Source organism: Micromonospora sp. U21, assembly GCF_018070045.1.
GTDB lineage: Bacteria > Actinomycetota > Actinomycetes > Mycobacteriales > Micromonosporaceae > Micromonospora.
Genome location: NZ_JAGPYK010000005.1, coordinates 23,785 through 49,168 on the forward strand (window position 1 = coordinate 23,785; position 25,384 = coordinate 49,168).

Genomic DNA, 25,384 nt, shown 5'->3' on the forward strand with positions numbered 1-25,384 from the left:
GTCACCGTCCGTGCCCACCGTCGGATCACTCGCTTGGTGCCGCAGCCGTCCCCGCACCCGAGCCTGGGCCGGGTCCGCCACGGCGATCCGATTCCACACCAATGCCGCCGCGCCGGCCGCTCCTGCCAGTTTGCGCCCGCGGACGCCGTCATGGCGCCTCCCGTCGCAGCCTTCGATCGAACCAGCTTTGATCCTTGCGATCGTGCTCGGTGAGGCAAAGCTGGCGTCCAGCGAACGGGCGTCAGCGGTGATCGGCGGGTATCGCGGCGAGCGGTCGATGAAGGCCTTCTTCGTGTCCGCTGTCTCATTCCGGCCGCAGGTGCGTGCGGCGTGCCTTGCGCCCCGCCTCGTACCCGGCGCGCGCGACCTGCGTCTCGCCGCGCGCGGAGACCTCGGCGACCGGTACGTCCCACCAGGCCCCGGCGTCCGGTCCGGCGACGAGCGGGTCCGTCTCGACATGGATGACGGTGGTCCGGTCGGCCGCCTTCGCGGTGGCCAGCGCTGCCCCCAGCTCCTCGATCGTCGCCACCCGGATAAGGTCCGCGCCGAGGCTCGCCGCATTGGCACCGAGGTCGACGGCGAGGGGAGCACCCGACCGGTCCCGGTAGGCGGTGCCGAGCCGCTGCGCGCCGACGCTCTCGGAGAGCCGGCCGATCGAGGCGAAGCCCCGGTTGTCGACCAGCACGACGACCAGCTTGACCCCCTCCGCCACCGCGGTGATCAGCTCAGTGGGCAGCATGAGGTAGGAGCCGTCGCCGACCAGCACGAAGACCTCCCGGTCCGGCGCGGCCAGCTTGACCCCGATCCCGCCGGCGATCTCGTAGCCCATGCACGAGTACCCGTACTCGACGTGGTAGCTCTTGGGGTCGGCACTGCGCCACAACCGGTGCAGGTCGCCAGGCATCGACCCGGCCGCGCAGACCACCACGTCACGCGGCCCGGCGGCGTCGTTGACCGCGCCGATGACGGCGGTCTGGGTGGGCCGCGCGTCGGGGTCGGCGTACAGGGCCCGATCCGCCACGGCCGTCCACCGCTGGCCCAGTTCCGCGACCGACGCGCGGTAGGCCGGCTCGGTGGCCCAGCCGGTGCACGCCGCCCCGAGGGCCGCGAGGCTTTTCCGGGCGTCGCCGACGACCTGCAGGCCGGAGAGCTTGGCGGCGTCGAAGCCGGTGACGTTGAGGTTGACGAAACGGGTGTCCCCGCCGAACAGGGTGCCCGAGGCGGTGGTGAAGTCGCTGTAGCGGGTACCGATCCCGATCACCAGGTCCGCGCCGGCGGCGATCTCGTTGGCCGCGCTGGTGCCGGTGACTCCCACGGCGCCGAGGGCGAGCGGGTGGTCGGACGGCAGGGCGCCCTTGCCGGCCTGGGTCTCGGCGACCGGCACACCGTGCTTCTCGGCGAACCGGCGCAGCGCGTCGCAGGCTCCGCTGTAGATCACCCCGCCGCCGGCCACTACCACCGGCCGGCGCGCCGCCGTGACGACCCGAGCCGCCCGGGCGACCGCCGCGTCGTCCGGACGGGGGCGTGGGACATGCCAGACCCGGTCGGCGAAGAGCTCCTCGGGCCAGTCGTATGCCTCGGCCTGCACGTCCTGCGGCAGGGCGAGGGTGACCGCGCCGGTCTCCACCGGATCGGTCAGCACCCGCATGGCGGCCAGCAGCGCCGCTGGGAGCTGCTCCGGTCGGTTGATCCTGTCCCAGTAACGGGAGACCGGCCGCAGCGCGTCGGTGACGCTCACGTCGTAGGAGCGCGGGTCCTCCAGCTCCTGGAGCACAGGGTTGGCCGGCCGGGAGGCGAAGATGTCTCCGGGGAGAAGCAGCACCGGCAGCCGGTTGACCGTGGCGCCCGCCGCTCCGGTGACGAGGTTCGTCGCGCCCGGGCCGATCGAGGTGGTGCAGGCCAGAGTGCTCAGCCGGTCGCTCATTCGGGCGTACGCCGCCGCGGTGTGCACCATGCCCTGCTCGGTGCGGCACAGGTGGTACGGCAGGTCAGTCCCCGCCGGGCCGGCCAGCGCCTCGCCGATCCCGGCGACATTGCCGTGTCCGAAGATGCCGAAGCAGGCCGGAATCAGCCGCAGCCGGTGCCCGTCCCGTTCGGACCACTGCCGGGCGAGGAACGTCACGAGCGCCTGCGCCACCGTGAGCCTGGGCATCACGCGCCTCCCGGGGTGGGTCCGGCCAGCGGCAATCGGGGATCGATCGGCTGGTCGGCCCAGCTGCCGCGGATCCAGCCGTGACGGGGGTCGTCCACGCAGGCCATGCTTCGCGCCGGGGCGGGCCCGGCCAGCACATTCAGGTAGTAGAGGTGATAGCCCGGTTCGGCCATCGACGGCCCGTGGTAGCCGTACGGGACGAGCATCACGTCGCCGCCGCGCACCTCCGCCAACACGTCAATTGGCCGGCGGGTGGTGCCGTAGACCCGTTGGTAGCCGACCGGGCCGTCGGGGTCGCCGGGCGCCCCGCCGGCCACCTCGAAGTAGTAGATCTCCTCCAGCTCCGCCTCGACCCGGCCGTCGTCGTACGCCCGGTCCTCCTCGTGCTTGTGCGGCGGGTAGGACGACCAGTTGCCGGCGGGGGTGAGCACCTCCACGGCGACCAGGCGGTCGCAGTCGAAGGCGTTCGGCGCGCAGAAGTTGTTGACCTGACGGCTGGCCGGACCGGCGCCGCGCAGCTCGACGGGCACGTCCCGGGCGGCGGCGTAGCGGGGCGAGAGCCGTCGGGTGGCGCGAGCCGACGGCAGGGCGAACCGGCCCTCGCCCCGGACCGTCACGGTGGCGTCCCGGGGGAGATACGCGAAGTCGGTGACGGCGGCGAAGACCGAGGCGCGGCCGGTCAGCACGAGCCGCACCCGGTCGCAGTGCACGGTTGCGGCGCCGGCCAGCGGCAGCACCAGCATTTCCTCGTCGCCGGTGTCGAAGGTGACCTGGCCGCCCTGGGGCAGGGAGAGCACGCGCAGCCCGGCGTAGGTCCAGCCGGCCCGCTCGGGGGTGATCTCCACCGCCCAGGGCGCCCGCGCGGTCGTCCCCCAGGGCAGGTGGGCGTCGGGGTTCCGTGTGCTCATGCCGGCTCGCCCGTGGGCAGCAGCGAGTGGGCCAGATCGACGGCGGCGGCCACGTCGTCGTCCGGTGGGTAGAGCAGCGCCCGGCCGACCACCAGCCCGCGGACGCCGGGCAGCCGCAACGCCCCCTCCCATCGCGCGTACACCACGTCCGGCGCCTCCACCGGGTCGCCGCCGAGCAGCAGGACCGGCAGCGTGGTCGCGGCCATCACCTGCTCCATCTCATCGATCGCCGGCAGCTTCAACCAGGTGTACGCCGACGTGGCACCGAGGGCCTGACCGACGCTGACGCCCTTGATGACCGCCTCCGGCCGCAGGTCGGCGTGGACCCGCCCGTCACTGCGCCCCACCCAGAGCGGCTCGACGAGAGCGATCGTCCGGTGGGCGGCCAGCGCGGTGACCGCCCGGGCGCAGGCGTGCAGGGTCGAGGCGCTGCCCGGGTCGTCCGGGTCGATGCGGCACAGCATCTTGCCGCCGTCGTAACGCATGGCGGCGATGCTGTCGGCGTCGTACGCGGTGAACCGGTCGTCGAGCTCGAAAGTGGCGCCGGAGAGGCCGCCGCGGTTCATCGAGCCGATGGCCAAGCGGTTCTCCAATGCGCCGAGCAGCAGCAGGTCCTCCAGGATGTCCGGGGTGCCGAGCACGCCGTCGACGCCGGGCCGGGACAGCGCCAGGCGCAACCGGTCCAGCAGGTCGGCGCGCCCGGCCATGGCCATCGGGCGGTCCCGGACGCCGAGGGTGCCCCGCGCGGGGTGGTCCGCGGCGATGATGAACAGCGGCTGTCCGTGGTCGGGCCACGGCCGGCGGTTGCGGCCGGCGGCGGCTTCGGCGATCGCCTGCGGCCGGTGGGCGCGGGTGAGGGTCAGCGCGTCGTACTCGGTGCTCACCGGACTTCTCCTCTGACGGCGGCGGTCGACGGCGCCGGTTCCAGCTGGTCTGTCCGGGCCATCGCCGCGGTCTCGGCATGGTCGGGCATGGCGGCTGAGCAGGCCAGACGGGAGGCGACGATGGCGCCGGCGGCGTTGGCGAAGCGCAGGGTCCGCTCCAACGGCCAGTCGCGCAGCAGCCCCAGGCAGAGCGCACCGCCGAACGCGTCGCCGGCGCCGAGCCCGTTGACCACCTTCAACGGCACCGGTGGCACCCGGACGGTCTGCGTGTCGGTGCGGGCGAGGACCCCTTGCGGCCCGAGCTTCACCACGGCCAGCCGGGGCCCGCGGTCGAGCAGCAGCCCGGCGGCCTGGTCGGGGTCGCGGGTGCCGACCGCCACCTGCACCTCGTCAAGGTTGCCGACCACCACGGTGACCTGCGGCAGCGCCTCGGCGATCGCCGCCGTGGCCGCCGCCGGGTCGGGCCAGAACATCGGCCGGAAGTCCAGGTCGAGCACGGTGTGCGGGCGGCGGTCCCGAGCGGCCAGCGCGGCGGCGTGGGCGTCGCGGCTCGGCTGCTGGCACAGGCCCGTCCCGCTGAGCCAGAAGACCCCGGCAGCGGCGATCGCGTCGACGTCCAGCTCCTCGGGCCGGATCTGCAGGTCGGGGGCGGTCGGGGTGCGGTAGAACCAGAGCGGGAAGTGGTCGGGCGGGAAGATCTCGCAGAAGGTCACCGGGGTGGGGAGCCCGTTGACCGGGCGTACCTGACTGTCGTCGACGCCGAAGTCGCGCAGCGCCTGGTGCACGTAGTCGCCGAAGGCGTCTGCGCCGGTGCGGGTGATGACTCCGGCGCGCAGGCCCTGCCGGCTGGCCGCCACGGCCACATTGGTGGGGCTGCCGCCGAGGAACTTGCCGAACGTCTCGACCTCGGCCAGCGGCGTGGCGATCTGCAGTGGATAGATGTCCACCCCCACCCGGCCGATGGTGAGCACATCAAGCATGTGGCGTCCTTCGTCCCGGCCGGCGACGGCGTGCCCGCCAGCTCGCTGCTGTCCCTGATTGGTAACAGTGCTCCATGAGTTGTGTCAATGTGTTGTCATGACATCCGCCTCTGCGGTCGGTGACCGCTTCGGTACAGTGGCGCCCATCATCGCGCCGTGAGATCCCGCGCGGCCGAGGCGAGGAGGTGCCGTGACGGGCCCTGATTTCGCGGTCGACCGGAGCAGCCCGGTCCCGCTCTACTTCCAGGTCGCGGAGCAGTTCGCCGCGGCGATTCAGCGTGGCGACCTCGCGCCGGGCGATCGCCTGGACAGCGAGTTGCAGCTGGCCGACCGGCTGGGGCTCTCCCGCCCCACCGTGCGGCAGGCCATCCAACACCTGGTCGACAAGGGACTCATCGTCCGCCGCCGAGGCGTCGGCACCCAGGTGGTGCGTGGCGAAATCCGGCGAGCGGTGGAGCTGACCAGCCTGCACGACGACCTGCTGCGGGCGGGCCAGCAACCGTCCACGTCGGTGCTCGAACTGGCCACCGTGCCCTGTCCGCCGGAGGTCGCCAAGGCACTCGGCGTGCCGCCCGGCGACGACGTGCAGCACCTGCGCCGGCTGCGGTTCTCCGACGGGGAACCCCTCGCCGTGATGGAGAACTGGCTCCCCGCCGACCTGGTGCGGCTCAGCATGGACGCGTTGCAGGCAAACGGCCTGTACGGGATCCTGCGCGCGAGTGGCATGCGGATCCGCGGCGCCCACCAGCGGATCGGGGCGCGGGCGGCGACGGCCGCCGAGGCGCAGATGCTCGGCGAGCGGCGCGGGGCGCCACTGCTCACCATGACCCGCACCGCGTACGACGATCAGGGCCGCTACGTCGAGCACGGCGCCCACATCTACCGGGCCACCCGCTACTCCCTCGAGGTGACCGTCGCGGAGCGGTGACGGTGGATGTTTCGCGCTCATTTCAGTGACAGGTATTTACGTCGTCAGGCTGTCATGACATTGTGGCCGCTAACCACCGCTGGCGGCTGACCTGCGGCCGGCGGGCAACCCGCGAGTCTCTTCGAAGTCGCTCCTTGCGAAGGGAAACAGCCCATGTCAGCCAAGCCGAAACACGCAGCGGGCGTGCTCGCCGCGTTAACCGCCGTCGCCCTCGCCGCTACGGCCTGCGGCGACTCGTCCGAGCCCGCCGGCAAGGACGCCAAGAACATCACCCTCACCATCGCCGCCAACTCCATCGTAGGCGGCAAGAGCTCCGCCGGCGCCGAGTGGATCGAGAAGTGGGTCATCCCCAAGTTCATCGAGGCCCAGAAGGCCAAGGGCGTCACCGCGAAGGTCACATTCGTGCCCAGCGGCGTCGACGACGAGCAGTACAAGACCAAGCAGGCCCTCGACCTGCGCTCCAAGGGCGGCGCCGACGTGATCGCCCTGGACGGCATCTGGGTGGGCGAGTTCGTCCAGGCCGGCTACCTCAAGCCGCTGTCCGATGTGGCCGGCTCGGAGGTGGACTCCTGGGAGGGCTGGTCGCAGATTCCGGAGACCGTGCAGGGCCTCGGCTCATTCGAGGGCAAGCGCTACGGCATCCCGCTCGGCACCGACGGCCGGGTCCTCTACTACAACAAGAAGCTGTTCGCCCAGGCCGGCCTGCCCACCGACTGGCAGCCGAAGAGCTGGCAGGAGATCCTCGACGCCGGCACCAAACTCAAGGCCCTTCCCGGGGTGACCCCGATCCAGATCAACGCCGGCACGGCGATGGGCGAGGCCACCAGCATGCAGGGCGCGCTGCCGCTGCTCGTCGGCGCCGGAGGCGAGATCTACAAGGACAACAAGTGGGCCGGCGCCAGCCAGCCGGTCAAGGACGTGCTCGACTTCTACACGAAGGTCTACGGCGGGGGCCTCGGCGACCCGAAGCTCCAGCAGGAGGCGAAGGGGCGAGACAAGTCCTTCGCGGAGTTCGCCGCCGGCAAGATCGGCATCCTGGGCGAGGGTGACTACTTCTGGCGCAGCGTCGTCAACCCGAGCGGCGGCATCGCCAAGATGGCCGACCGGGACACCACCGTCGGCTACGCGCTGATCCCCGCCAAGCAGCCCGGCGCCGGCATCCGCGGGCAGGACTTTGTGAGCATGTCCGGCGGCGGCGTGCGGGTGCTCAACCCCAACTCCAAGTTCCCGTCGCACGCGTGGGAACTGCTGTCGTTCATGCACTCGGCGGAGGGCGTCAAGGCCGAACTCGCCGGTGAGAAGCGGATTACCGCGCGGACGGACGTCAACAAGGAGGTCCTCGCGGGCGACCCGATGCTGAGCTTCATCACCGACAAGGTGCTGCCCGTCACGGCGTACCGGCCGCCGCTGGCGGTCTACCCGCAGGTGTCGGTCGCGCTGCAGGAGGCGACCGCGGACGTGGCCGGCGGCAAGAGCGTCGACGAGGCGGCCACCGCGTATCAGAAGAAGGTCGAAGGGATCGTCGGTGGCCCAGGTAACGTCACCTCCTGACCAGGTGGTGGAGGGGAGGCGCCCGGCCACGGGCGCCTCCCCTGGCCCCGACGCCGCCGGCCTCGGCCGGGCCCGGGCCACCGGGTTCCTGGTGCCGAGCATGGTGTTGATCCTGCTCTTCCTCGTGGTGCCGGCCGCGTGGACGATCTACCTGGGCATCACCAACTACCGGCTCACCGGCCTGGCCGCCGCCAACCCGGAGATCGTCGGCCTGGACAACTACACCCGGGCCCTGGGCGACGAGCGGTTCGGCAGCTCGCTGGTGCTGACCCTCCAGTTCGTGCTCGGCTCGGCGGTCATCGGCCAGGCCGGGCTCGGCTTCGCCATCGCGTTCGCGCTGCGCGACCGCCGCGGCCCGCTGCGCCGGGTGGTCGAGGCGTTCGTCATGCTCGCCTGGATCCTGCCCAGCTCGGTGGTCGCGTTCCTGTGGATCGCCCTGCTCGATCGGGACGCCGGCACGCTCAACACGCTGCTCGGCATCCCCGGTACCGCCTGGCTGCTCGACCACCCGATGCTGTCGATCATCATCTTCAACACGTGGCGCGGCACGGCGTTCTCGATGATGCTCTACGCCGCCGCGCTGGAGAACGTCCCCCGCTCGCACCTGGAGACCGCCCGGCTGGCCGGCGCGTCCACCTGGCAGCAACTGCGCGACGTGGTCTTCCCGCGCATCCGCGGGCACGTGCTGACCAACCTGCTGCTGATCAGTCTCTGGACGTTCAACGACTTCGCGCCGTTCCTCATCACCGCCGGCGGCCCCGAGCAGCGCTCGGAGATCCTGCCGGTCTACGTCTACAAGGTGGCGCTCTCCGGCGGTGAACTGGGCTTCGGTGCCGCGATCTCGTTCATCATGCTGCTGATCAATCTGGTCATCGCGCTGGTCTACCTGCGCATGCTGGGCCGGCGGAAGGAAAAGGCATGAACACCGGTACTGCGCCGGCGCCGGCACCGGCCACCGATCCGGCGGGCGAGGGCCCCACCATCGCCGTACGCCACCTGCTCGCCCGGATCGGGCGCTACACCTTCCTCTGCGCCGTCCTCGGGTTCTTCGCGCTGCCGCTGCTGTGGCTGGCGACCGCGCCTTTCGACGACACCCCGACGATCACCGCGTCGCTGCCGCAGTTCACCCTCGACAACTTTCGCGCCCTGTTAGACAACCCGTACGCGCTCAGCTCGCTGCTCAACTCGGTCTACCTGGCCGCCGGCACCGCCGCCCTGGTGGTCACGTTCGCGGCGCTGGCCGCGTACGCGCTGAGCCGGGTGCGGGTGCCCGGCCGCGACGCGCTGCTCTACGGGCTGCTGCTGCTCTCGTCGATCGTGACCGGCACGGCCACCATGGTGCCGCTGTTCGAGCTGGCGTTCCGGCTCAACCTGATCGACTCTCGGCTCGGCGTCATCCTGATCCTCAGCGGCGGGCTGCTGCCCGCGGCGATCTTCATCCTCAAGGACTTCATGGATTCGACACCGACGTCCTACGAGGAGTCGGCGCGGGTCTTCGGCGCCAGCGCGCTGCAGATCATGCGACACATCGTGGTGCCGGTGGTCCGGCCCGGGTTGGCCACCGTGGGGGTCTGGGCGGTGGCCAACGTCTGGGGCAACTTCCTGGTGCCGTTCCTGCTGCTGCGCGGGCCGGAGAAGGCGCCCGCCGCGGTGATCATGTACACCCTCTACACCGAGGGCGGCCAGGCCGACCTGCGGTTGCTCTCCACGTTCTCGCTGCTCTACTCGCTGCCGGTCGCGCTCATGTTCGTCTTCGTCAGCAGCCGGTACGGGTTTCGCTTCCACGGAGGGATCAAGCGCTGATGTCCGCCATTGCCATGCGCGAGCTGACCAAGGTCTACCCCAACGGGGTGCGGGCCCTGGACGCCCTCGACCTGGAGATTGCCGACGGCGAGTTCTTCGCCCTTCTCGGCCCGTCCGGCTGCGGCAAGACCACGCTGCTGCGCACCATCGCCGGGCTGGAGGTGGCCTCCGCCGGCAGCGTGCGCATCGGCGAGCGCACCGTCACCAATCTGCCGCCGGGAAAGCGGGACGTGGCGATGGTCTTCCAGGACTATGCGCTCTATCCGCACATGACCGTCCAGGACAACATCGCCTACCCGCTGCGGATCAGGAAGATGGACCGCCGCGGCCGCGCCGCCAAGGCCGCGGATACGGCCGACGAGTTGGGCCTGTCCGCGCTGCTCGAGCGCCGCCCGGGGCAGCTCTCCGGCGGTCAGCAGCAGCGGGTGGCACTCGCCCGGGCGATGGCCTGCCACCCTCAGGTGTTCCTCCTCGACGAGCCGCTGTCCAACCTCGACGCCCGGCTGCGGCTGGAGGCGCGCACGTTCCTCAAGCGGCTGCAACGCGAGCTGGGTGTCACCACCGTCTTCGTCACTCACGACCAGGCCGAGGCGCTCGCCCTCGCGGACCGGATCGCGGTGATGGAGGGCGGCCGAATCCGCCAGGTCGGCACCCCCACCGAGGTGTTCCGCCGCCCGGCCAACACGTTCGTCGCCGGGTTCATCGGCTCCACCCCGATGAACCTTGTCGACGCCGAGGTGCACGACGGCGAGTTGGCCGTCGCCGGTACGCGGCTGCCGATGCCGCAGGACGCCGACGACCGGGTGACCGACGGCGAGAAGCTGGTCTACGGAGTCCGGCCCGAGTACCTCGACTACTCCCCGGAACCGGTACCCGGTGCCTTGAGCGGGCAGGTGGTGGTGGTGGAGAACCTGGGCAGCTTCTCGCTGGTCTCCCTCGACGTGCCGACCGGGGACGGGGTGATGGACGGGGTCGGTGACGCCGTCGGGGTCGCGGGGACCACCCTCCAGGTCGTCGTGCCCGAGGGACGCGAGCCCGAGCCCGGTGACACCGGGTGGGTGGTGCCGCGGCCCGGACGATCGCTGCTCTACCGGGACGGGGAACTGGTGAGCACAGCGCCGGCACCGGCGGTGCCTACCGCCCGGACCGGCGTCGACGCGGAGCGGTGACCATGGCGGTGCACCGGGGCAGGTGGACGTTGCGGGACCGCGCCGAAAGTGTGCTGCGGACCCTCCCGGTCACCGTCCCGCCCGGCACCGCCGCCCTGACCGTACGACTGGACTACCCCCGACAGGCCGGCGTGCTGGACCTCGGCTGCCTCGGCCCGGCCGGCTTCCGGGGCTGGTCGGGTGGCGCCCGCGACGGCTATACCGTGGCCCCCGACTGGGCCACGCCCGGCTACCTGCCCGGCGAGCTGGAACCCGGTGAGTGGCAGGTGCTGCTCCGGCTGCACCGGATCCCGCCGGACGGGCTGGACTTCGAGGTCACCACCACCGTCAGCACCAAAAGACCCGAGGCGCCGGCGCAGCCGGTCGCTCCGCCGCGCCCCGACCGCCCGCCCCGCCGGGCGCTGCCCGCCGTGGACGGCCAGCGGTGGCTCCCCGGGGACCTGCACACACACACCGTGCACAGCGACGGGGTGCAGACCATCGACGAGCTGGCCGCCCTGGCGGCCTCCCGCGGACTGGACTTCCTCGCCGTCACCGACCACAACACGGTCAGCCACCACCCCTGGCTGCCCGATTCCTCGGCCCGGTACGGCATCGCGCTGGTGCCCGGGCAGGAGGTGACCACCGACCGGGGACACGCCAATGTGTTCGGCCCGGTCGGCTGGATCGACTTTCGGCAGCCGCCGGACGAGTGGCTGGCCACCGCGGAACGGGCCGGCGGGCTGATGTCGGTGAACCATCCCCTGGGTGCCGACTGCGCCTGGCGGCAGCCGTTGACCGCTCGGGCCCGGCTGGCCGAGGTCTGGCACTCCGGCTGGTGGGACCGCACCTGGGGCGCCCCTCTGGCGTGGGCGCAGGCGTGGCGTCCGGACGTCGTACCGGTCGGCGGTAGCGACTTCCACCGCCCCGGCGACGGCGTGCCGCCCGGCTCGCCCACGACCTGGGTACTGGTCGGCGGCGACTCGCCGCCCGACAGCGCCGTGCTAGACGCGCTGCGCGCCGGTCGTACCGCTGTCTCCGCCGGCCCCGACGAACCCCTGCTGCTCCGCCTCGGCGAGGAACTGCTGGCGCTCGACGCCGACGGAACGCTGCTCGGCTACCCCGACGGAAGCCACCGAGCGGTCCGCGGTGACCGGTGCCTGTTCCCGGCCGGCGACGGCCTGCACGTCCTGGAGTCCCACCGCATGGAGGTGATCGCACTATGCATCTGACCGGACGCACGCGGGTGGCCGGCGCACCCGTCAACTACGGCATCTATCAGTCGGCCGGCGCATCCCCGGGCCCCGACGAGTTGCTGGCGGCCCTGAACCGGGACGGATACGCCGGAGTGGACTCTGGGCCGATCGGCTACCTCGGCACCGGCGAGCTGCTGGCCCGGCGGCTGGGCGAGTCCGGCATCGGGCTCGCCGGCGGCTGGGTCGACCTGCGGTTCGCTGACCCGGACGGCTTCACCGACGACCTGGCCCAGCTCGACGCGGCACTCGACGTGTTCGCCGCCGCCCCGGTCGACGACCCCCGGTTCGCGCCCCGACCCACTCTCGCCTGCCCCGGCAACCCCGCCAGGATGGCCCGACCGGGCATCCCGCCGGACCTGACCTCGGCGCTACCGGCCAGCGCCTGGCCGGACTTCGCCGCCCGGGTCCAGCAGGCCGCCGACCGCTGCCGGGACCGTGGCCTGGAGCCGGTGTTCCACTACCACCTCGGTACCGACGTGGAGACCGAATCCGAGGCTGACCGGCTGCTCGAACTCACCGACGTCGCCGTCTGCCTGGACACCGGGCACCTGCTGCTGGCTGGCGGGGACCCGGTCGCGGCGGTACGCCGGTGGGCCGGCCGGATCGGGCAGGTGCACCTGAAGGACGGCGACCTGACCGTCCACGAGCGGGTCCGGGCGGCCGGCGGCGGCCTGACCGAGGTGGTGGCCGCCGGCGGCTTCTGCGCCCTGGGCACCGGCGACGTCGACTTCGCCGGGGTGCTCGCCGGCCTCGACGCCATCGGCTACACCGGCTGGCTGGTGATCGAACAGGACGCGCCCGCGCTCGGCCGGGACCTGGACCGGATCCTGGCCGACCAGCGCGCCAACCGGCGGTGGCTCGAGGAGGCGGCCCGATGACGGAGCCGCGCAAGCGGATCAGGATCGCGGTGGCCGGGCTCGGAGTCGTCGCCCGTACGGTGCATCTGCCGCTGCTGCAGCGGCGTGCGGACCTGTTCGAGGTCGTCGCGCTCGGCGACCTCTCTGCCTCCCGGGTGGCCGAGCTCGGCCACCGGTACGGCGTCGAACCGGAGCGGCGGTACACCGATGCCAGCGCGATGCTGGTTGAGGGCGGATACGACGCGGTGCTGCTGGCGACCTCCGGCTCGCATGGTGAGCTGGCCGCGCTGGCGCTGCGCTCGGGCGTGCCGGTGCTCTGCGAGAAGCCACTCGCCTACACCCTCGCCGAGGCGGCCCGGCTGACCGAGCTGAGCGGCGGGACGCCGTCGCTGATGGTCGGCTACATGAAGCAGTACGACCCGGCGGTCACCGAGGCCGCGCGTCTGCTCGACGAGCTCGGCGGCGCCGAGCGGATCCACGCGGTGGAGGTGACCGTCCTGCACGCCGGGGGTGAGGGGCAACTGGCGTTCGCCAACCTGCCGCCGGCCCCCGGCGACGTACCGCCCGGCTCGGGGGACCGGTTGCGGGCGGCCGATTCGCGACTACTCGACGCCGCGGTGGGCGGCGACCCCGCTGCACGGACGCTCTACCAGATCTTAATCAACAGCATTTCCCACGACTTGTCGCTGCTGCGGCTTTTCACCGGCCCGCCGGCCACCGTGGAGCACGTCGCGACCTGGCCCGTCGCACCGAACGGCCCGGTCGAGCCGTCGGTGGAGGTCAGCGGACGGCTGCGCGGTGGTGCCCGCTACGGCATCCGGTGGCTCAACCTGCCGGACTATCCCGCCTACCGTGAGACGGTAACCCTGCACCACACCCGGGGCTCCCTGGAGCTGGTCTTCCCCTCGCCGTACCTGCTTAACGCGCCCACCACGCTGACCGCGGTGGACTCCCAGGGCGGTGGCGAGCGACGGGCCGCGTTCCGGTCGGTGACGGAGGCGTTCGAACAGGAGCTCGTCGCGTTCCACGCGATGATCACCGCGGGCGCCCCGCCGTTGACCGGGATCGCCGAGGGCGCGACCGACGTACGCACGAGCCAACAGGTGGTACGCCGCTTCGGGGAGCTGACCGGGGCGGCGATCGGCGGAGAGGCGGCACGCTGATGGCGGAAGCGATCGAGATCATCGTGGTACCGCACACCCACTGGGACCGGGAATGGTACGAGCCCTTCCAGCGGTTCCGGCTGCGGTTGGTGGCCCTGCTCGACGAGGTGTTCGAGCGGATGGAGCGCGACCCGCGGCAGCGCTTCACCCTGGACGGGCAGCTCGCCGCGGTGGACGACTACCTGGAGGTCCGCCCGGAGCGGCGGGAGCAGGTCGTGGCGCTGGTACGCGCCGGACGGCTGGCCGTCGGGCCCTGGCAGATCCTGCTCGACGAGTTCCTCTGCTCCGGGGAGAACATCGTCCGTAACCTGGAGCGCGGGCTGGCCCGCAGCGCTGACCTGGGCGGAGCCATGCCGGTCGGCTACCTGCCCGACATGTTCGGTCACATCGCGCAGATGCCGCAGATCCTGGCCGGGGCCGGGCTGGCGCACGCCTGCGTGTTCCGCGGCGTACCTGACCGGGTCCGGACCCATGCGTTCGCCTGGCAGGCCCCGGACGGCACGGCCGTGCGCACCGAGTACCTGCCCGGCGGGTATGGCAACGCGGCCGGCCTAATGGACGACGCCACGCTCGTCACCCGCCGGGCAACCGACCTGGCCGCCCGGCTCGGTGCCTGGCGACCGGACGGCGGCGGTAGCCCGATCCTCGCCATGTACGGCACCGACCACGCGGCGCCGGCCCCGGACGCCCCTGACCTGCTCGCCGCCGCCGATCTCGACGGCACCCGGCTGCGGCTCGGCACGCTCGCCGAGTACTTCGCCACCCAGCCGTCCACCGTGGACGGGCTGCCCGTCGTGGCTGGCGAGCTGCGCTCGCACGCCCGGGCCAACATCCTGCCCGGTGTGATCTCCGTACGCACCCACCTGAAGCAGGCGATGGGCCGCGCCGAGCGCCGGGTCGAGCGGTACGCCGAACCCCTCGCCGCGCTCTGGCACGACCCGTCCGTGCAGCGCTTCCTGGACATGGCGTGGACCCGGCTGATCGACGCCAGCTGCCACGACTCGGTGACCGGGTGCGGCTGCGACGAGACCGCCGAGCAGGTGGCCGCCCGCCTTGCCGAGGCCGATCAGCTCGGCCGGGCGGTCTGCGACCTGGTCGGCGCCCGACTGGCCGCCGCCGTGCCGCACGACGGATACCTGCTGTTCAACCCCAGCCCGACCCCCCGGACCGCCCTGGTGCGCCTGGACGTCGAGGCGCCCGGCGACGCGGCGCCGGGGCTGGCCGGCGCGGACGGCCGGGTGGTGACCGCGCAGGTCCTCGACCGGGCCCGGACGCTGCTCGCGGACGACCTGGTGCCGACCGCCGAGCTACCGGCGGTGCTCACCCGGGTGCATGGCCGGGAACTCTACGGCCAGGAGATCAGCCGCTGGTCGGTGTCGCGCGCCGACGCCACCCTCACCTTCGAGGTGGCCCGGCACGGCGACCCCGCCTTCGACGTCGAGGACGTCCGGCTGGCGCTGGCCGACGCCGGGCAGCCGGACCGGTGGCGGGTCCGCATCGTCGCCGCCCCCCGGCTGACCGTCGCCGCGCTGGTGGACGTACCCGCGCTCGGGCACGCCGCCGTGCGGCCGGTGGCGCTGCCGGCCGGTGCTGCGATGGCGTCCGGACCGGTGACGGTCGACGATCGCACCATGGACAACGGCCTGCTCCGCGTCGAGGTCGTCGAGGACGGCACGCTGCGGCTGTCCACCCCGGACGGCCTCGGCGTGGACGGGGTGGGCCGCATCGTCGATGGCGGCGACGTGGGCGACAGCTACAACTACGCCCCACCGGCCGCTGACGAGCTGATCGACAAGCCCCGGGCGGTACGGACGGTGTTGCGGCACGAGGGGCCGCTCGTCGCCGTCGTCGACGTGGTCCGCGAGTACCGCTGGCCGGCGGCGGCCGACGTCGACGCCGGCTCCCGCGCGGTGGACCGGGAGACGATCACCGTCACCACCCGCGTGGAACTCCGCGCCGGTGAGCGGTTTGCCCGGCTGCGCATCGACTTCGAAAACCGCTGCGACGACCATCGGGTACGCCTGCACCTGCCGCTGCCGTCACCGGCCCGATCGTCGTACGCGGAGGGCCAGTTCGCCGTCGTCGAGCGGGGGCTGACGGCGGAGGGCGGCGGCGGAGAGGTACCGCTGCCGACGTTCCCGGCGGCGGGGTTCGTGGCCGCCGGCGGCCCGGAGGGGTCGCTGGCCGTGCTGCTGACCCAGCCGACGGAGTACGAACTGACCGACTCGGGTCGCGAACTCGCCGTCACCCTGCTGCGCTCGATCGGGATGCTGTCCCGCAACCGGCACGCCCTGCGCGACGAGCCCGCCGGCCCGCAGCTACCCACGGCGCTGGCGCAGTGCCGCGGGGGGCGCAGCATCGAGCTGGCGATGCTGCCGTTCCGGGGCGCCTGGCCTGAGGCAGGGGTGGTGGAGGCGACCGAGGCCTACCGACACGAGCTGCTGGCCTTCTCCGGCACGTCCGAGCCGTCCACCGTGCTGCCGGCCCCGGTGACCGGACTGGCGGTGGATGGCCCCGGCGTCGCGTTGACGAGTGTCCGTGACCGAGGCGGCCGTATCGAGCTGCGGGTGGTGGCGCAGACACCGGCGGACAGCGTCGCCGTCATCCGGGCCGGGCGTGCCCTACAGGGCGCGTGGCGGGCCGACCTGCTCGGCCGGCGGGGTGCACGGCTGGTCGTCGAAGGCGATGGCACAGTACGCCTTCCAATGCGCGCCTGGGAGATCGCCACCGTGCAGCTCGACCCGGCCTGAGCGCGCCCTCGGCGGAACAGCAGGCAACCGAACCCGTGCCTCCTGGCGCAACGATCTGTCACCGCACCTGATTAAGACGAAAGGGAGAGCGAGTGAAACCCAACCCCACCGTCGTCACTGCCGCGTATTCGGTCCTCAAGCGCGTCGCCCAGGAACGCTGCACGATGTCGTACTCCGCCTTGAGCGACGAGGTCCCTGGGCTCTCCCGTCGAGGCCCTTCGATGGTCGCGACGCTGATCGCAGTCGCTGAACGCTCGTGGGCGGAGAAGCATGTGCTCCTGCCGGTACTGGCCGTAAAGGCGGGTCGCAATGGGCTCCCCAGCTCCGGCTTCTACGAGTCATTGACGACCTACCGGCCAGAAGACGATCAATCCGACCCAAGAAGGGCTGCTCGCCGGGAGCGCGAGAGGGTCTACGCGGCCTACCCGCCAGAGCGTCCCGGACTCGTCCCGGGCAGCCCATCGATGCAGTGGACGCGCTGACGACCGTGCCCGCCCCGACGACGGGGCGGGCACGGTCACCGCCGGAGAGGACACCTGATGCCCCGCCGCCTGACTCGCCTGGAGACCGAGTTGCTCGTCTTTCGGCGCATGATCGTGCTGCTGGACGACGAGGGCGACTACGACGCGTCCGGCGAGGAATGGCTGTCGGTCTCCCCAACTGCGTCGTCGCGTTCAGCGCCGGCGACACCGACCATTTCACCAGTGTCACTCTGGAGATCTGGGACGGGGCGCCGCCCCCGCTCGACGGCTGGGAGAGCAGCCAGGCGGGACGCGTCCGGCTGGACAGCGGCTACCTGCAGATTCAGCCAACCGACACGCATGTTCTCCGGATCGGCCCAGCAGGCCGATACGAGGTGCGGGCGTACGGCGCCGGGCGGTCCCGAATCGCTGCCCTGACGCCACAATCGGGCATCGAGAAACTGCGCGGAGTGGTGTCAGTCACGCCCCCAGATCCCGTCGCCGGTAGGCAGCCATGCCTGCAGCCGTCAGTGCGGCTGCCGCGCCAGCGGGGCACGCCCTCGAGACGCCTGGATGATCGAGCCGCTCTGGGCGAAACGGGCGGTGCCGGCGCGGCCGATCTCGCCGATACCTGTCGGATGAGATCCACAGCCATTTCGGCATGACCCATCAGCGATATCGAGATCAGGACTTTCGTGCAACGCCTCCTGGCCTGCCGGAGCATCGGACAGCGCACCTCGTGTACAGGGACGGTGGGCGCCCCACACGGTCGGCTCGCGGAACGCCGCAATCGCCAGACAATCTACTCGGAACCTGGTGACGCGACCACGCACAACGCCTTCCGGCATCACGAGCATGGCGCGCACGGCGCCGGCGTCAAGGCCAAGCCCCTGCGGGGTGGGCCTACGGCCCAGCCGTTGACCCCGGCACCGCACACACGCCTGCCCGAAACCCATTGCCGAAAACGGAAGAATCAACGTCAGCAGGTCAAAACCCCAGCCTTGACCGGCCCCGCTCCTTCATGGATGACACAGGGCTACTCATGCCGGCGGCCGGGCGTCGCTGTGCGTGACGGGCGTGCGGTGGCGGCCGACGCGCGGTCCTGCCGACATCAGGATGTCTCGTCGAAACCGTCAAGCAGTGAGACGAAACGGCATGTGAACTCGTCGGCGTCGCGTACCTGGGGCGCGGAGCTGAGCGTGCCACACTGGCGCGATGGGCAGGGCTCAGACGGTCGACGAGTACATCGAGGGCTTCAGCGGGCCGGGCCGCGAGCTGCTTGAGCAGCTGCGCGCACTGGCCCACGAGGCGGTTCCTCAGGCGAGCGAGGCGATCAAGTGGGGTTATCCGGCGTGGGTGCACCCGTCCGGGACGATACTTCTTATGGTGAGCGGTCACGCTAAACACGTGAGCGTCGCTTTCACGCCCAGCACTCGCAACGAGTTCGATGCCGACCTCGCCGGCTTTGCCACCGGCAAGGGCACGGTCAAACTCCCGTACGGCCAACCTGTGCCGGTCGACCTGCTGCGCCGGATGATCGCGTTTCGGGTGCGCGAGCACGAGGACGAGGGTGTGCTGTGGATGTGACTGTGTCCTGAAGTGGTGAGATCGCTTCCAGCTGGGCAACGTGAGTGTGCTGGAGCCGCAGCACGCCTGGATTTGGCGCCGTGGCTCGGCCTGCCTCGCCGCAAGACAGTCACTCCTAGACAGCGTCACGGCCGATCGCCAGGCTGCCCGGAGAGCCGTTCGCGCGGCAGGTTGCGACGCACACATCTGCCGCGATCCGCGCCCTATGCAGCGTCACGCCGAGCTGGTCCGGTGGCCTTCCGGACATGCCAAAGAGCGGATGGCGCATTGTTCAGGTGCCGACGCCGAGATCGTCGGTCAGGTATTGCCGTATGTGGTCGAGGCGAGAGGCGGGGTAACGCATCGCAAGGTCGTCAAGCATGAACCGGCACGCCCACGCTCTGGCTGCCGTCGGTAGGTGCTCGAACCCGGCGGAGCGCGTCCAGCCGTGCAGCAGCGCCTTGCTGCGAGGCTCATTTCGGAGCGACAGGACTTCAGGGGCGAGGGTGAGGATCGACCAGGTGCGGGCCCGGTCCAGCACCGCCGGGCCTGCGGCGGCGTTGGCCCAGTCCAGAACGCCGCTGACGTCGCCAGCCTCGGTGACGAGCACGTTAAGCGGGTGCAGGTCCAGGTGAAGCAAGCTGTGCGTTGCGCTTGCCTGCGACGTGGGAACAGCTGGCGCGGCACGCAGTCCCGGCGGCGGTGACACCGTGGCAAGGGCGGCGTGCAGGTGCCCGCAAACGTCGCCCCAGCAGTGAGCCCGAGCCGGTGACACATCGGCGAGGTCGGCAGCGGGACGTCCCGGTAAACGCGTCAAGAGCAGAACCGCTCGGGGTCGTTGTTGGTCGTCGATGAACTCCGCTGTTGCCAGGACCTCGGGCACAGGCACTGCGCGGGAGGCGGCCTGCATGACCAGCACCTCCCGGCGCAAGTCCGCCGGATTGCCGATACGCAGCACGTCGGCACCGCACGCCCAAGCGGACCCGGTGGTGCCGCCGAGCGACACGAGCGGTTCTCGTATCAGCCCCAGGGTGGCGGCGGCCAGCCTGGCCCCCACGGGCACGGCGGACGGCGAGGAACGTGGAGGACTCGGCATGGTCAGCATGGTGGCAGAAAGCGCAATGGGCGGCGGGCTCCAGCGCATGCGGCGCGGCCCCAAGCCATCCGCTCATACCGCGAGCCGAACCTGTGATCACGTGCCTGATCACATCCGTTCTGGGGTCTGAATGCCGAGCAGGTAGAGCCCTTGCCGGAGCACCCGGGCGGTCAGGTCGCAGAGCACCAGCCGGCTCTCTCGGACCGGTCCGTCGGCCCGCAGCACGGGACACCGCTCGTAGAACGTGCTGAACGTGGCGGCCAGCCGGTACAGGTATCCGGTCAGGTGGTGGAACTCCAGGTTCTCCGCCACTTCGTCGATGACCCTGCCGAAGCCGGTCAGCTGGAAGGCGAGTGCCCGCTCGGCCGGCTCGGCCAGCGAGATTCCCGTCTCGGGCCGGGCCGCCACCCCGGCCCGCCGGAAGATCGACCGGATCCGCGAGTACGCGTACTGGAGGTAGGGCGCGGTGTTGCCGTCCAGCGAGAGCATCCGTTCCCAGTCGAGCACGTAGTCCTTGTGCCGGTCACTGGACAGGTCGGCGTACTTGACCGCGCCGATGCCGACCGCCCGGCCCACCTCGGCCGCCTCGGGTTCGCCCAACTCCGGGTTGCGCTCCCGGGCCAGTGCGGTGGCTCGGGCGATCGCCTCCTCCAGCAACCCGACCAGTTTCACCGACCCGCCGGCCCGGCTGCGCAGCATCCGCCCGTCCGGCCCGAGGATCGACCCGAACCCGACGTGCTCGGCCCGGGCCGGCGGGGCCAGCCAGCCGGCCTGCGCGGCGGTGGCGTACACCATCTCGAAGTGCCGCCGCTGCGGTAGCCCGACCACGTACAGCAGTCGGGTCGCGCCCAACATGCCGGTCCGGTGCCGGATCGCCGCCAGGTCGGTGGCCGGGTAGCCGTACCCGCCGTCGGATTTGCGAACGATCAGCGGTAGCGGCTCGCCGTCGCGGCCGATCGAGTCGGGCGGGAACACGCAGGCCGCGCCGTCGCTCTCCCGCAGCAGACCGAGCCGGTCCAGGTCCTCGACCACCGGGCCGAGCAGGTCGTTGTAGCTGCTTTCGCCGTGGAAGTCCCGCTCGGTGAGGGTCACGTCGAGCAGGTCGTACACGGTCAGGAAGTAGCGCTTGGACTGCTCCACCAGCAGCCGCCACAGCCGCAGCGCCGCCGGATCGCCGCCCTGCAGGGCCACCACCCGCCGCCGGGACCGCTCGCGGAATGTCGCGTCGGCGTCGAACTTGGCCCGGGCCGCCTTGTAGAACGAGTCCAGGTCACCCGTGGGCAGCTCCTGCGTCGCCTCGGCCTCGCCCAGGTCGAGCAGGTGCTCGATCAGCATGCCGAAGGGCGTGCCCCAGTCGCCCAGGTGGTTGGCCCGCAGCACCCGGTGCCCGAGCCACTCCAGCAGGCGGGCCGCCGAGTCGCCGATCACCGTCGACCGCAGGTGCCCGACGTGCATCTCCTTCGCCACGTTCGGCGCCGAGTAGTCGACCACTACAGTCTCCGGTTCGGCGGTTACCGGCGCCCCCAGCCGCGGGTCGGTGGCCAGAGCGGAGACCAGCCCGGCCAAGGCATCGTCGGCGACGGTCAGGTTGAGGAAGCCCGGCCCGGAGACCTCCGCCACACTGCACAGGTCGGCCAGCTCGGCGTGCTGCAGCACTTCGGCGGCGATCGCGCGCGGCGGCCGGCCGAGCCGCCGGGCCAGTGCCAGCGCCGCGTCAGACTGGAAGTCCGCGCGCTGGGAGCGCCGCACAACCGGGTCCACCGGTACGCCGGCCACCGTCGCGAACGCCGGCGCCAGCCGGTCGGTCAGCAGTTTCTCCAGATCCATGGGTACGCCGATCTCGCTCGGATCCGCGGGGCGGATCACCGGATGAGGATGCGGGCGGACCGAGGACGATCGACGATGACCGGCGGCTCGATCCGCCGGTCGCAGACAAAATTGGTCAGCGCAGGCGGTCGTTGGACCGCCGGCGTCGCAGCGCGCCGAACAGGACGTCGGAGGACGTCGTCGGGAACGCGTGCGAGCTGGTCATGCCATCAGCCTAACCGGCCGGGCCGGTGGCTGCGCAATGCCATTGCCCAGGCCGACCAGAGCCCGTCTCAGGCCGAGCACGTGGATCGCCACGCGGCGACCGGCTTCACCACGTCGGGGTGTCGATCTTCGGGTGTCGGCCGGGCGGCGTGGGTCGCGAGCCGACTTTGGGCCGGGGAGCCTCGCCAGCCGCCTGGGGTGTCGAGCAGGTGCTGGATGGTGCGGCCGAGCGTGTAAAGCAGGGTCCGCTGGTCGATGACGGCGCCACGGACGAACTCTTCCGGGGCCATGTAGCGGCGGGATCCGGGCAGGCGGCCGGCGTCGAGGGTGAAGGGGCCGGGCCGGTACTCGTCCAGGTCGATCAGCCACATCTGTCGACTGTCGAAGTTGTAGAGGAAGCAGCCGTCATACAGGTCGACCGCGACGTGGCCGGCCGCCGTGATGGCGACGTGCGCGTCGAGGATCGTGGTGACAGCTGCCTCGACGCCGGGAAGGGGCACTGCTGGAACCGGGCAAGTGCGGCCCGGTCCGAGCCATGCGTGGTGGCGTGGTTGAGAACTGTGCCGTCGTGCCACGGGTAGACCAGCACAGGTCCTCCGGGCCGTCGAGGAAACCTGTGGGCCGAACAAGACGACGACCACGACGCCGCCTCCTTCTACAGCACACGGGTAACACCGCCGGCGGAGATCGAGGAGCATTTCCCGCATACCCGGCTCAGGAATCTGCTGGTCGCCGCCGCGACCACGGTAGCGACCGGATCCCGCCCCTAAACCCTGGAAGCAGCGCCTTCGCACTCGCGAGCAACGGGGGACGTGATACGGGTCGGACGACGGGCTTGGGGGTCGACAGCACGACCTGTGGATCCTGTGACGAGCGGAATGAGCCAGCACGAAATGTTGGACTGAATGTCGTATCGCAGCGCAGTTCAGGGGCGTTCGCGTACGTGGGTGGCGAGCATCGCGCGCAGTTGCGATGGGTCCGCCTCGACCAGCCCACTTTTCGGCAGCACCACCGACATTGCGCCGAGGCCCTTCGACGCCAGCAGGACGAACGACCGGTCGGTCTCGATGTAGAACGGATGGTGGGACCAGGCGATCGCTGCATCCTCGGTCGCGGACCGGAGGTGGATTCCGGTATCGGTCACCGTGGCCTGGACCGGCTGGGACAGCCACGGGTTTCCCCGCACGAGCAGGTGCGCCTGCCAGTGATACATCGCTGCCAGGGCGAGCCGGACCAACAGGACGGCGACCCCACCGATGATCGCTGCCAGCACCAGTACCACGCCCACCACGATCGCGACAGCATCCGCCGGGAGTTCCCACACCTCGGCGGAGACGAGTCCTGTGACGACTGCGGCCAGCACGGCAACCGCCAGAATCGGAACAAGCCAGCGAACCCACCCGCGGCGTTGCTGGGCCGCGACACCGTCGCGCAGATCATCGTGCGTCAGGGCGTAGTCAAGGCGAATCGGGTCCGCCGGGGCAGGCTCGGGCAACATGGATCAATACCATACTGGGACGGATCGCGTCGTGGCTCGCAGCCGACCGTTGCGGTCCCCATCGGCCGGACGCGCCGAAACGTGAAGCTGCGGCCCACACGTCGATCGAGAATCTCAGATCGAGCGTCCGCTCATCATCCGCCGACCGCGCGCTATGCAGTTTCACGACAACCGGATCAAGCCGGCACCCGGTCGTGCCGATGACAGTGCACTCGATCATGTCGATGAGAGGTGCACCGACTGAGGCGTCGCCACAGCTTCCCGTGGGCGTTTTCAACCTGCATCGCCAACTCGGCACCGAGACGACTATCGAGCTGCCACAAGATCCTCTCACTGTTGGAATTCAAGGCCCGGAGTGGAGGACGCGAGTGACCGGGGTCACGCCCGGGTATGTCACGGATCGGAAGGCCGTCTTGTCCCATGGCCATGACGGAGATGAAGAACCAGAGTGTGATCGTGGCCGGAGCCAGTGGTGTTTTCGGCCGGCACATCCGCGAGGCGCTGACCGACGCCGGGCACACCGTGCTGGGCGTGGGCCGCGGCGAGGGCAACGAGATCCGCGCCGACCTGCTCGACCGCGACGGACTGCTGCGGGCGTTCGAGGGGATCAAGGCCGACGTCGTGGTGCACGCCGCGACCGCGTTGCGCAAGCCGCCGATGACGCACAAGGGCATGTTCGGCACCGACGACCTGCGGGTCACCGGGACCGCAAACCTGATCGAGGCGGCCAAACTTGCGGGCGTACGCCGCTTCATCGGCGAGAACGTCGCCGTCGGCTACGGCTACCGCGACTTCGGCGACCGCGTTCTGACCGAGGCCGACGAGTTCGGGGCGTCCGTGACGAACCCGAGCATCAACCGGCACCTGGAGGGCATGCGGGAGAAGGAGCGCTTGCCCCGGGAGTCGGGGCTGGAGGCGATCTCACTGCGATTCGGCTTCTTCTACGGGCCCGGGGGCACCGAGACGATGGTGCACATGCTGCGGAAGCGACAACTGCCGGCGTTCAACGACCACGGTCACATCTCGCCGTGGACGCACCTGGCCGACGCTGCCGCCGCCGTCGTCGCGGCGATCGATCGCGGCCGGCCCGGTGAGGCGTACAACGTCGTCGATGACCACATGGGCTTCGGGGAGATGATCCGGGCGATCGCCGAGACCTTCGGCACACCCAAGCCGTTCACCGTGCCCACGTGGATGATGGCGGTCGCGCCCTACATGCACCTGATGCTCGGCGTCACCATGCGGGTCTCGAGCGAGAAGGCCCGCCGCGAGCTCGGGTGGCAGCCCGCGTACGCGACGGTGCTGGACGGGCTGCGGGCGCAGGCGCTCGGTCACTAGCCTGTGCCCATGATCGATAGCCAGGTCTTCGCTCAGCATCGGCGGCTGCTCTTCGACGTCGCGTACCGGATGACGGGAAGCGTCGCCGATGCCGAGGACATCCTGCAGGAGGCCTGGCTGCGGTGCCGCGACGTCGACGGCGGCCAGCTCGCGAACCCCCGGGCGTACCTGGTCAAGACCGTCACCAACCTCTCGCTCAACCAACTCACCTCGGCCCGCGCCCGCCGCGAGACGTATGTCGGGCCGTGGCTGCCCGAGCCAGTGCTCACCGCGCCCGACGCGGGCCAGGAGGCCGAGATGGCCGAGTCGATCTCGATGGCGATGCTCGTCGTTCTGGAGACGCTCACCCCCGCCGAACGCGCGATCTTCCTGCTCCACGACGTTTTCGGCTACAACCACGCCGAGGTCGCATCCATTCTGGACAGGTCCGAGGTCGCGGTGCGGCAGACCGCGGTCCGGGCGCGTGCGCACGTCGCGGCCCGCCGGCCTCGCTTCGACGTCGACCAAGACGTACGCCGAGAAGCAGTGGACCGGTTCCGCAAGGCCTGTGCGGGAGGCGACCTGAACGCGATGATGGAACTCCTGGCGCCCGAGGTGATCTGCTGGTCGGACGGCGGTGGCAAGGTGACCGCGGCCCGCCGGCCGCTGGAAGGCGCCGACAACGTCGCCCGCTGGCTGCTCGGGGTCTTCGCCAAGCCGGAGACGCAGAACGCACGGCTCGTGATCACTGAGATCAACGGCGGGCCGGGCCTCCTCGGCCTGGCCGACGGGCAACCGGCCGGGGCGATCTGCCTCGACTTCGACGGCGAGCGGATCACCGGCGTACGCATGCAGGGCAACCCGGACAAGCTCCGGGGCCTCACCCGCTGATCCCACCTCCCCCGTCGATCATGAACCTAAGATGATCCTCAACGGAACAGTTCCGGATCACCGTTCCATTCAGCCAGCCACATCAACGAGTACGCCGACAAGCGGTAAGTTGACCAGCCAGCGACCTGGTCGGCCACCGCAAAC

At 71.1% G+C, this 25,384-nt stretch carries 20 protein-coding genes; 12 read left to right on the top strand and 8 right to left on the bottom strand.

Annotation, left to right across the window (positions count from 1 at the left end):
- Positions 1 to 304: 304 nt before the first annotated feature.
- The 4 genes from iolD to iolC are packed head-to-tail and all read right to left on the bottom strand — an operon-like array spanning position 305 to position 4,924.
- Positions 305 to 2,152 (bottom strand): 3D-(3,5/4)-trihydroxycyclohexane-1,2-dione acylhydrolase (decyclizing), encoded by a 1,848-nt coding sequence (gene iolD, locus KBX63_RS08245; protein ID WP_247661955.1) that lies wholly within the window; start codon positions 2,150 to 2,152, stop codon positions 305 to 307.
- The gene (iolB, locus tag KBX63_RS08250; protein WP_210910290.1) at positions 2,152 to 3,060 is read right to left on the bottom strand and encodes a 5-deoxy-glucuronate isomerase; all 909 of its coding nucleotides are present in this window, start codon (positions 3,058 to 3,060) and stop codon (positions 2,152 to 2,154) included. Before iolB ends, iolD begins: the two co-directional genes overlap by 1 nt.
- Entirely contained in the window at positions 3,057 to 3,944 is an 888-nt protein-coding gene (locus tag KBX63_RS08255; RefSeq protein ID WP_210910292.1) for an aldolase, read from the bottom strand. Before KBX63_RS08255 ends, iolB begins: the two co-directional genes overlap by 4 nt.
- Positions 3,941 to 4,924, bottom strand: a complete 984-nt coding sequence (iolC, locus tag KBX63_RS08260) for a 5-dehydro-2-deoxygluconokinase (RefSeq protein WP_210910294.1) — start codon at positions 4,922 to 4,924, stop codon at positions 3,941 to 3,943. The genes KBX63_RS08255 and iolC overlap by 4 nt, the downstream gene beginning before the upstream one ends.
- A 190-nt stretch (positions 4,925 to 5,114) precedes the next feature.
- On the opposite strand from iolC, the gene KBX63_RS36370 reads away from it, so the two are divergent.
- The 10 genes from KBX63_RS36370 (at position 5,115) to KBX63_RS08310 (ending at position 18,428) form a co-directional block, all read left to right on the top strand.
- Complete coding sequence (locus KBX63_RS36370; RefSeq protein WP_074308795.1) at positions 5,115 to 5,852, top strand: GntR family transcriptional regulator; 738 nt, start codon at positions 5,115 to 5,117, stop codon at positions 5,850 to 5,852.
- A 153-nt stretch (positions 5,853 to 6,005) separates the two neighbouring features.
- Positions 6,006 to 7,403: an extracellular solute-binding protein gene (locus KBX63_RS08270; protein WP_210910301.1), complete on the top strand. Its 1,398-nt coding sequence runs from the start codon at positions 6,006 to 6,008 to the stop codon at positions 7,401 to 7,403.
- Between the two features lie 4 nt (positions 7,404 to 7,407).
- Positions 7,408 to 8,325, top strand: a complete 918-nt coding sequence (locus tag KBX63_RS08275; RefSeq protein ID WP_210910303.1) for a carbohydrate ABC transporter permease — start codon at positions 7,408 to 7,410, stop codon at positions 8,323 to 8,325.
- Positions 8,322 to 9,206: a carbohydrate ABC transporter permease gene (locus tag KBX63_RS08280; protein ID WP_210910305.1), complete on the top strand. Its 885-nt coding sequence runs from the start codon at positions 8,322 to 8,324 to the stop codon at positions 9,204 to 9,206. Before KBX63_RS08275 ends, KBX63_RS08280 begins: the two co-directional genes overlap by 4 nt.
- Positions 9,206 to 10,375 carry an ABC transporter ATP-binding protein gene (locus KBX63_RS08285; protein WP_210910307.1) on the top strand — a complete coding sequence of 390 codons (1,170 nt, stop codon included), beginning with the start codon at positions 9,206 to 9,208 and terminating at the stop codon, positions 10,373 to 10,375. Before KBX63_RS08280 ends, KBX63_RS08285 begins: the two co-directional genes overlap by 1 nt.
- A 2-nt stretch (positions 10,376 to 10,377) precedes the next feature.
- Complete coding sequence (locus KBX63_RS08290) at positions 10,378 to 11,586, top strand: CehA/McbA family metallohydrolase (protein WP_210910309.1); 1,209 nt, start codon at positions 10,378 to 10,380, stop codon at positions 11,584 to 11,586.
- A complete protein-coding gene (locus KBX63_RS08295; RefSeq protein ID WP_210910311.1) occupies positions 11,577 to 12,488 on the top strand; it encodes a sugar phosphate isomerase/epimerase in 912 nt (303 codons plus the stop codon). Before KBX63_RS08290 ends, KBX63_RS08295 begins: the two co-directional genes overlap by 10 nt.
- Positions 12,485 to 13,630, top strand: a complete 1,146-nt coding sequence (locus tag KBX63_RS08300; RefSeq protein WP_210910313.1) for a Gfo/Idh/MocA family protein — start codon at positions 12,485 to 12,487, stop codon at positions 13,628 to 13,630. Before KBX63_RS08295 ends, KBX63_RS08300 begins: the two co-directional genes overlap by 4 nt.
- Positions 13,630 to 16,380: a glycoside hydrolase family 38 C-terminal domain-containing protein gene (locus tag KBX63_RS08305; RefSeq protein ID WP_210910315.1), complete on the top strand. Its 2,751-nt coding sequence runs from the start codon at positions 13,630 to 13,632 to the stop codon at positions 16,378 to 16,380. The genes KBX63_RS08300 and KBX63_RS08305 overlap by 1 nt, the downstream gene beginning before the upstream one ends.
- Positions 16,381 to 18,056: 1,676 nt before the next feature.
- Entirely contained in the window at positions 18,057 to 18,428 is a 372-nt protein-coding gene (locus KBX63_RS08310; protein ID WP_210910317.1) for an iron chaperone, read from the top strand.
- A 271-nt stretch (positions 18,429 to 18,699) separates the two neighbouring features.
- On the opposite strand, the gene KBX63_RS35065 is transcribed toward KBX63_RS08310, so the two are convergent.
- The 4 genes from KBX63_RS35065 to KBX63_RS08330 all read right to left on the bottom strand — a co-directional run bounded on the left by KBX63_RS35065 (position 18,700) and on the right by KBX63_RS08330 (position 23,032).
- The gene (locus tag KBX63_RS35065; RefSeq protein ID WP_247661956.1) at positions 18,700 to 19,512 is read right to left on the bottom strand and encodes a phosphotransferase; all 813 of its coding nucleotides are present in this window, start codon (positions 19,510 to 19,512) and stop codon (positions 18,700 to 18,702) included.
- A gap of 99 nt (positions 19,513 to 19,611) precedes the next feature.
- A complete protein-coding gene (gene argS / locus KBX63_RS08320; protein WP_210910617.1) occupies positions 19,612 to 21,330 on the bottom strand; it encodes an arginine--tRNA ligase in 1,719 nt (572 codons plus the stop codon).
- Between the two features lie 272 nt (positions 21,331 to 21,602).
- Entirely contained in the window at positions 21,603 to 22,034 is a 432-nt protein-coding gene (locus tag KBX63_RS08325) for a hypothetical protein (RefSeq protein ID WP_210910319.1), read from the bottom strand.
- A gap of 425 nt (positions 22,035 to 22,459) precedes the next feature.
- Positions 22,460 to 23,032: a YcxB family protein gene (locus tag KBX63_RS08330; protein WP_210910321.1), complete on the bottom strand. Its 573-nt coding sequence runs from the start codon at positions 23,030 to 23,032 to the stop codon at positions 22,460 to 22,462.
- Between the two features lie 435 nt (positions 23,033 to 23,467).
- Here KBX63_RS08330 and KBX63_RS08335 point away from each other — a divergent pair, with 435 nt between their 5' ends.
- A complete protein-coding gene (locus KBX63_RS08335) occupies positions 23,468 to 24,370 on the top strand; it encodes an NAD(P)-dependent oxidoreductase (protein ID WP_210910323.1) in 903 nt (300 codons plus the stop codon).
- A 9-nt stretch (positions 24,371 to 24,379) separates the two neighbouring features.
- The gene (locus KBX63_RS08340) at positions 24,380 to 25,240 is read left to right on the top strand and encodes an RNA polymerase sigma-70 factor (protein ID WP_210910325.1); all 861 of its coding nucleotides are present in this window, start codon (positions 24,380 to 24,382) and stop codon (positions 25,238 to 25,240) included.
- The last annotated feature ends 144 nt before the right edge of the window (positions 25,241 to 25,384 follow it).

Coding starts and splice junctions, on each gene's coding strand:
- iolD (WP_247661955.1), bottom strand. CDS start 2,152: ATGCCCAGGCTCACGGTGGCGCAGGCGCTCGTGACGTTCCTCGCCCGG.
- iolB (WP_210910290.1), bottom strand. CDS start 3,060: ATGAGCACACGGAACCCCGACGCCCACCTGCCCTGGGGGACGACCGCG.
- iolC (WP_210910294.1), bottom strand. CDS start 4,924: ATGCTTGATGTGCTCACCATCGGCCGGGTGGGGGTGGACATCTATCCA.
- KBX63_RS08270 (WP_210910301.1), top strand. CDS start 6,006: ATGTCAGCCAAGCCGAAACACGCAGCGGGCGTGCTCGCCGCGTTAACC.
- KBX63_RS08280 (WP_210910305.1), top strand. CDS start 8,322: ATGAACACCGGTACTGCGCCGGCGCCGGCACCGGCCACCGATCCGGCG.
- KBX63_RS08285 (WP_210910307.1), top strand. CDS start 9,206: ATGTCCGCCATTGCCATGCGCGAGCTGACCAAGGTCTACCCCAACGGG.
- KBX63_RS08290 (WP_210910309.1), top strand. CDS start 10,378: ATGGCGGTGCACCGGGGCAGGTGGACGTTGCGGGACCGCGCCGAAAGT.
- KBX63_RS08295 (WP_210910311.1), top strand. CDS start 11,577: ATGCATCTGACCGGACGCACGCGGGTGGCCGGCGCACCCGTCAACTAC.
- KBX63_RS08300 (WP_210910313.1), top strand. CDS start 12,485: ATGACGGAGCCGCGCAAGCGGATCAGGATCGCGGTGGCCGGGCTCGGA.
- KBX63_RS08305 (WP_210910315.1), top strand. CDS start 13,630: ATGGCGGAAGCGATCGAGATCATCGTGGTACCGCACACCCACTGGGAC.
- KBX63_RS08310 (WP_210910317.1), top strand. CDS start 18,057: ATGGGCAGGGCTCAGACGGTCGACGAGTACATCGAGGGCTTCAGCGGG.
- KBX63_RS35065 (WP_247661956.1), bottom strand. CDS start 19,512: ATGCTGACCATGCCGAGTCCTCCACGTTCCTCGCCGTCCGCCGTGCCC.
- argS (WP_210910617.1), bottom strand. CDS start 21,330: ATGGATCTGGAGAAACTGCTGACCGACCGGCTGGCGCCGGCGTTCGCG.
- KBX63_RS08330 (WP_210910321.1), bottom strand. CDS start 23,032: ATGTTGCCCGAGCCTGCCCCGGCGGACCCGATTCGCCTTGACTACGCC.
- KBX63_RS08335 (WP_210910323.1), top strand. CDS start 23,468: ATGAAGAACCAGAGTGTGATCGTGGCCGGAGCCAGTGGTGTTTTCGGC.
- KBX63_RS08340 (WP_210910325.1), top strand. CDS start 24,380: ATGATCGATAGCCAGGTCTTCGCTCAGCATCGGCGGCTGCTCTTCGAC.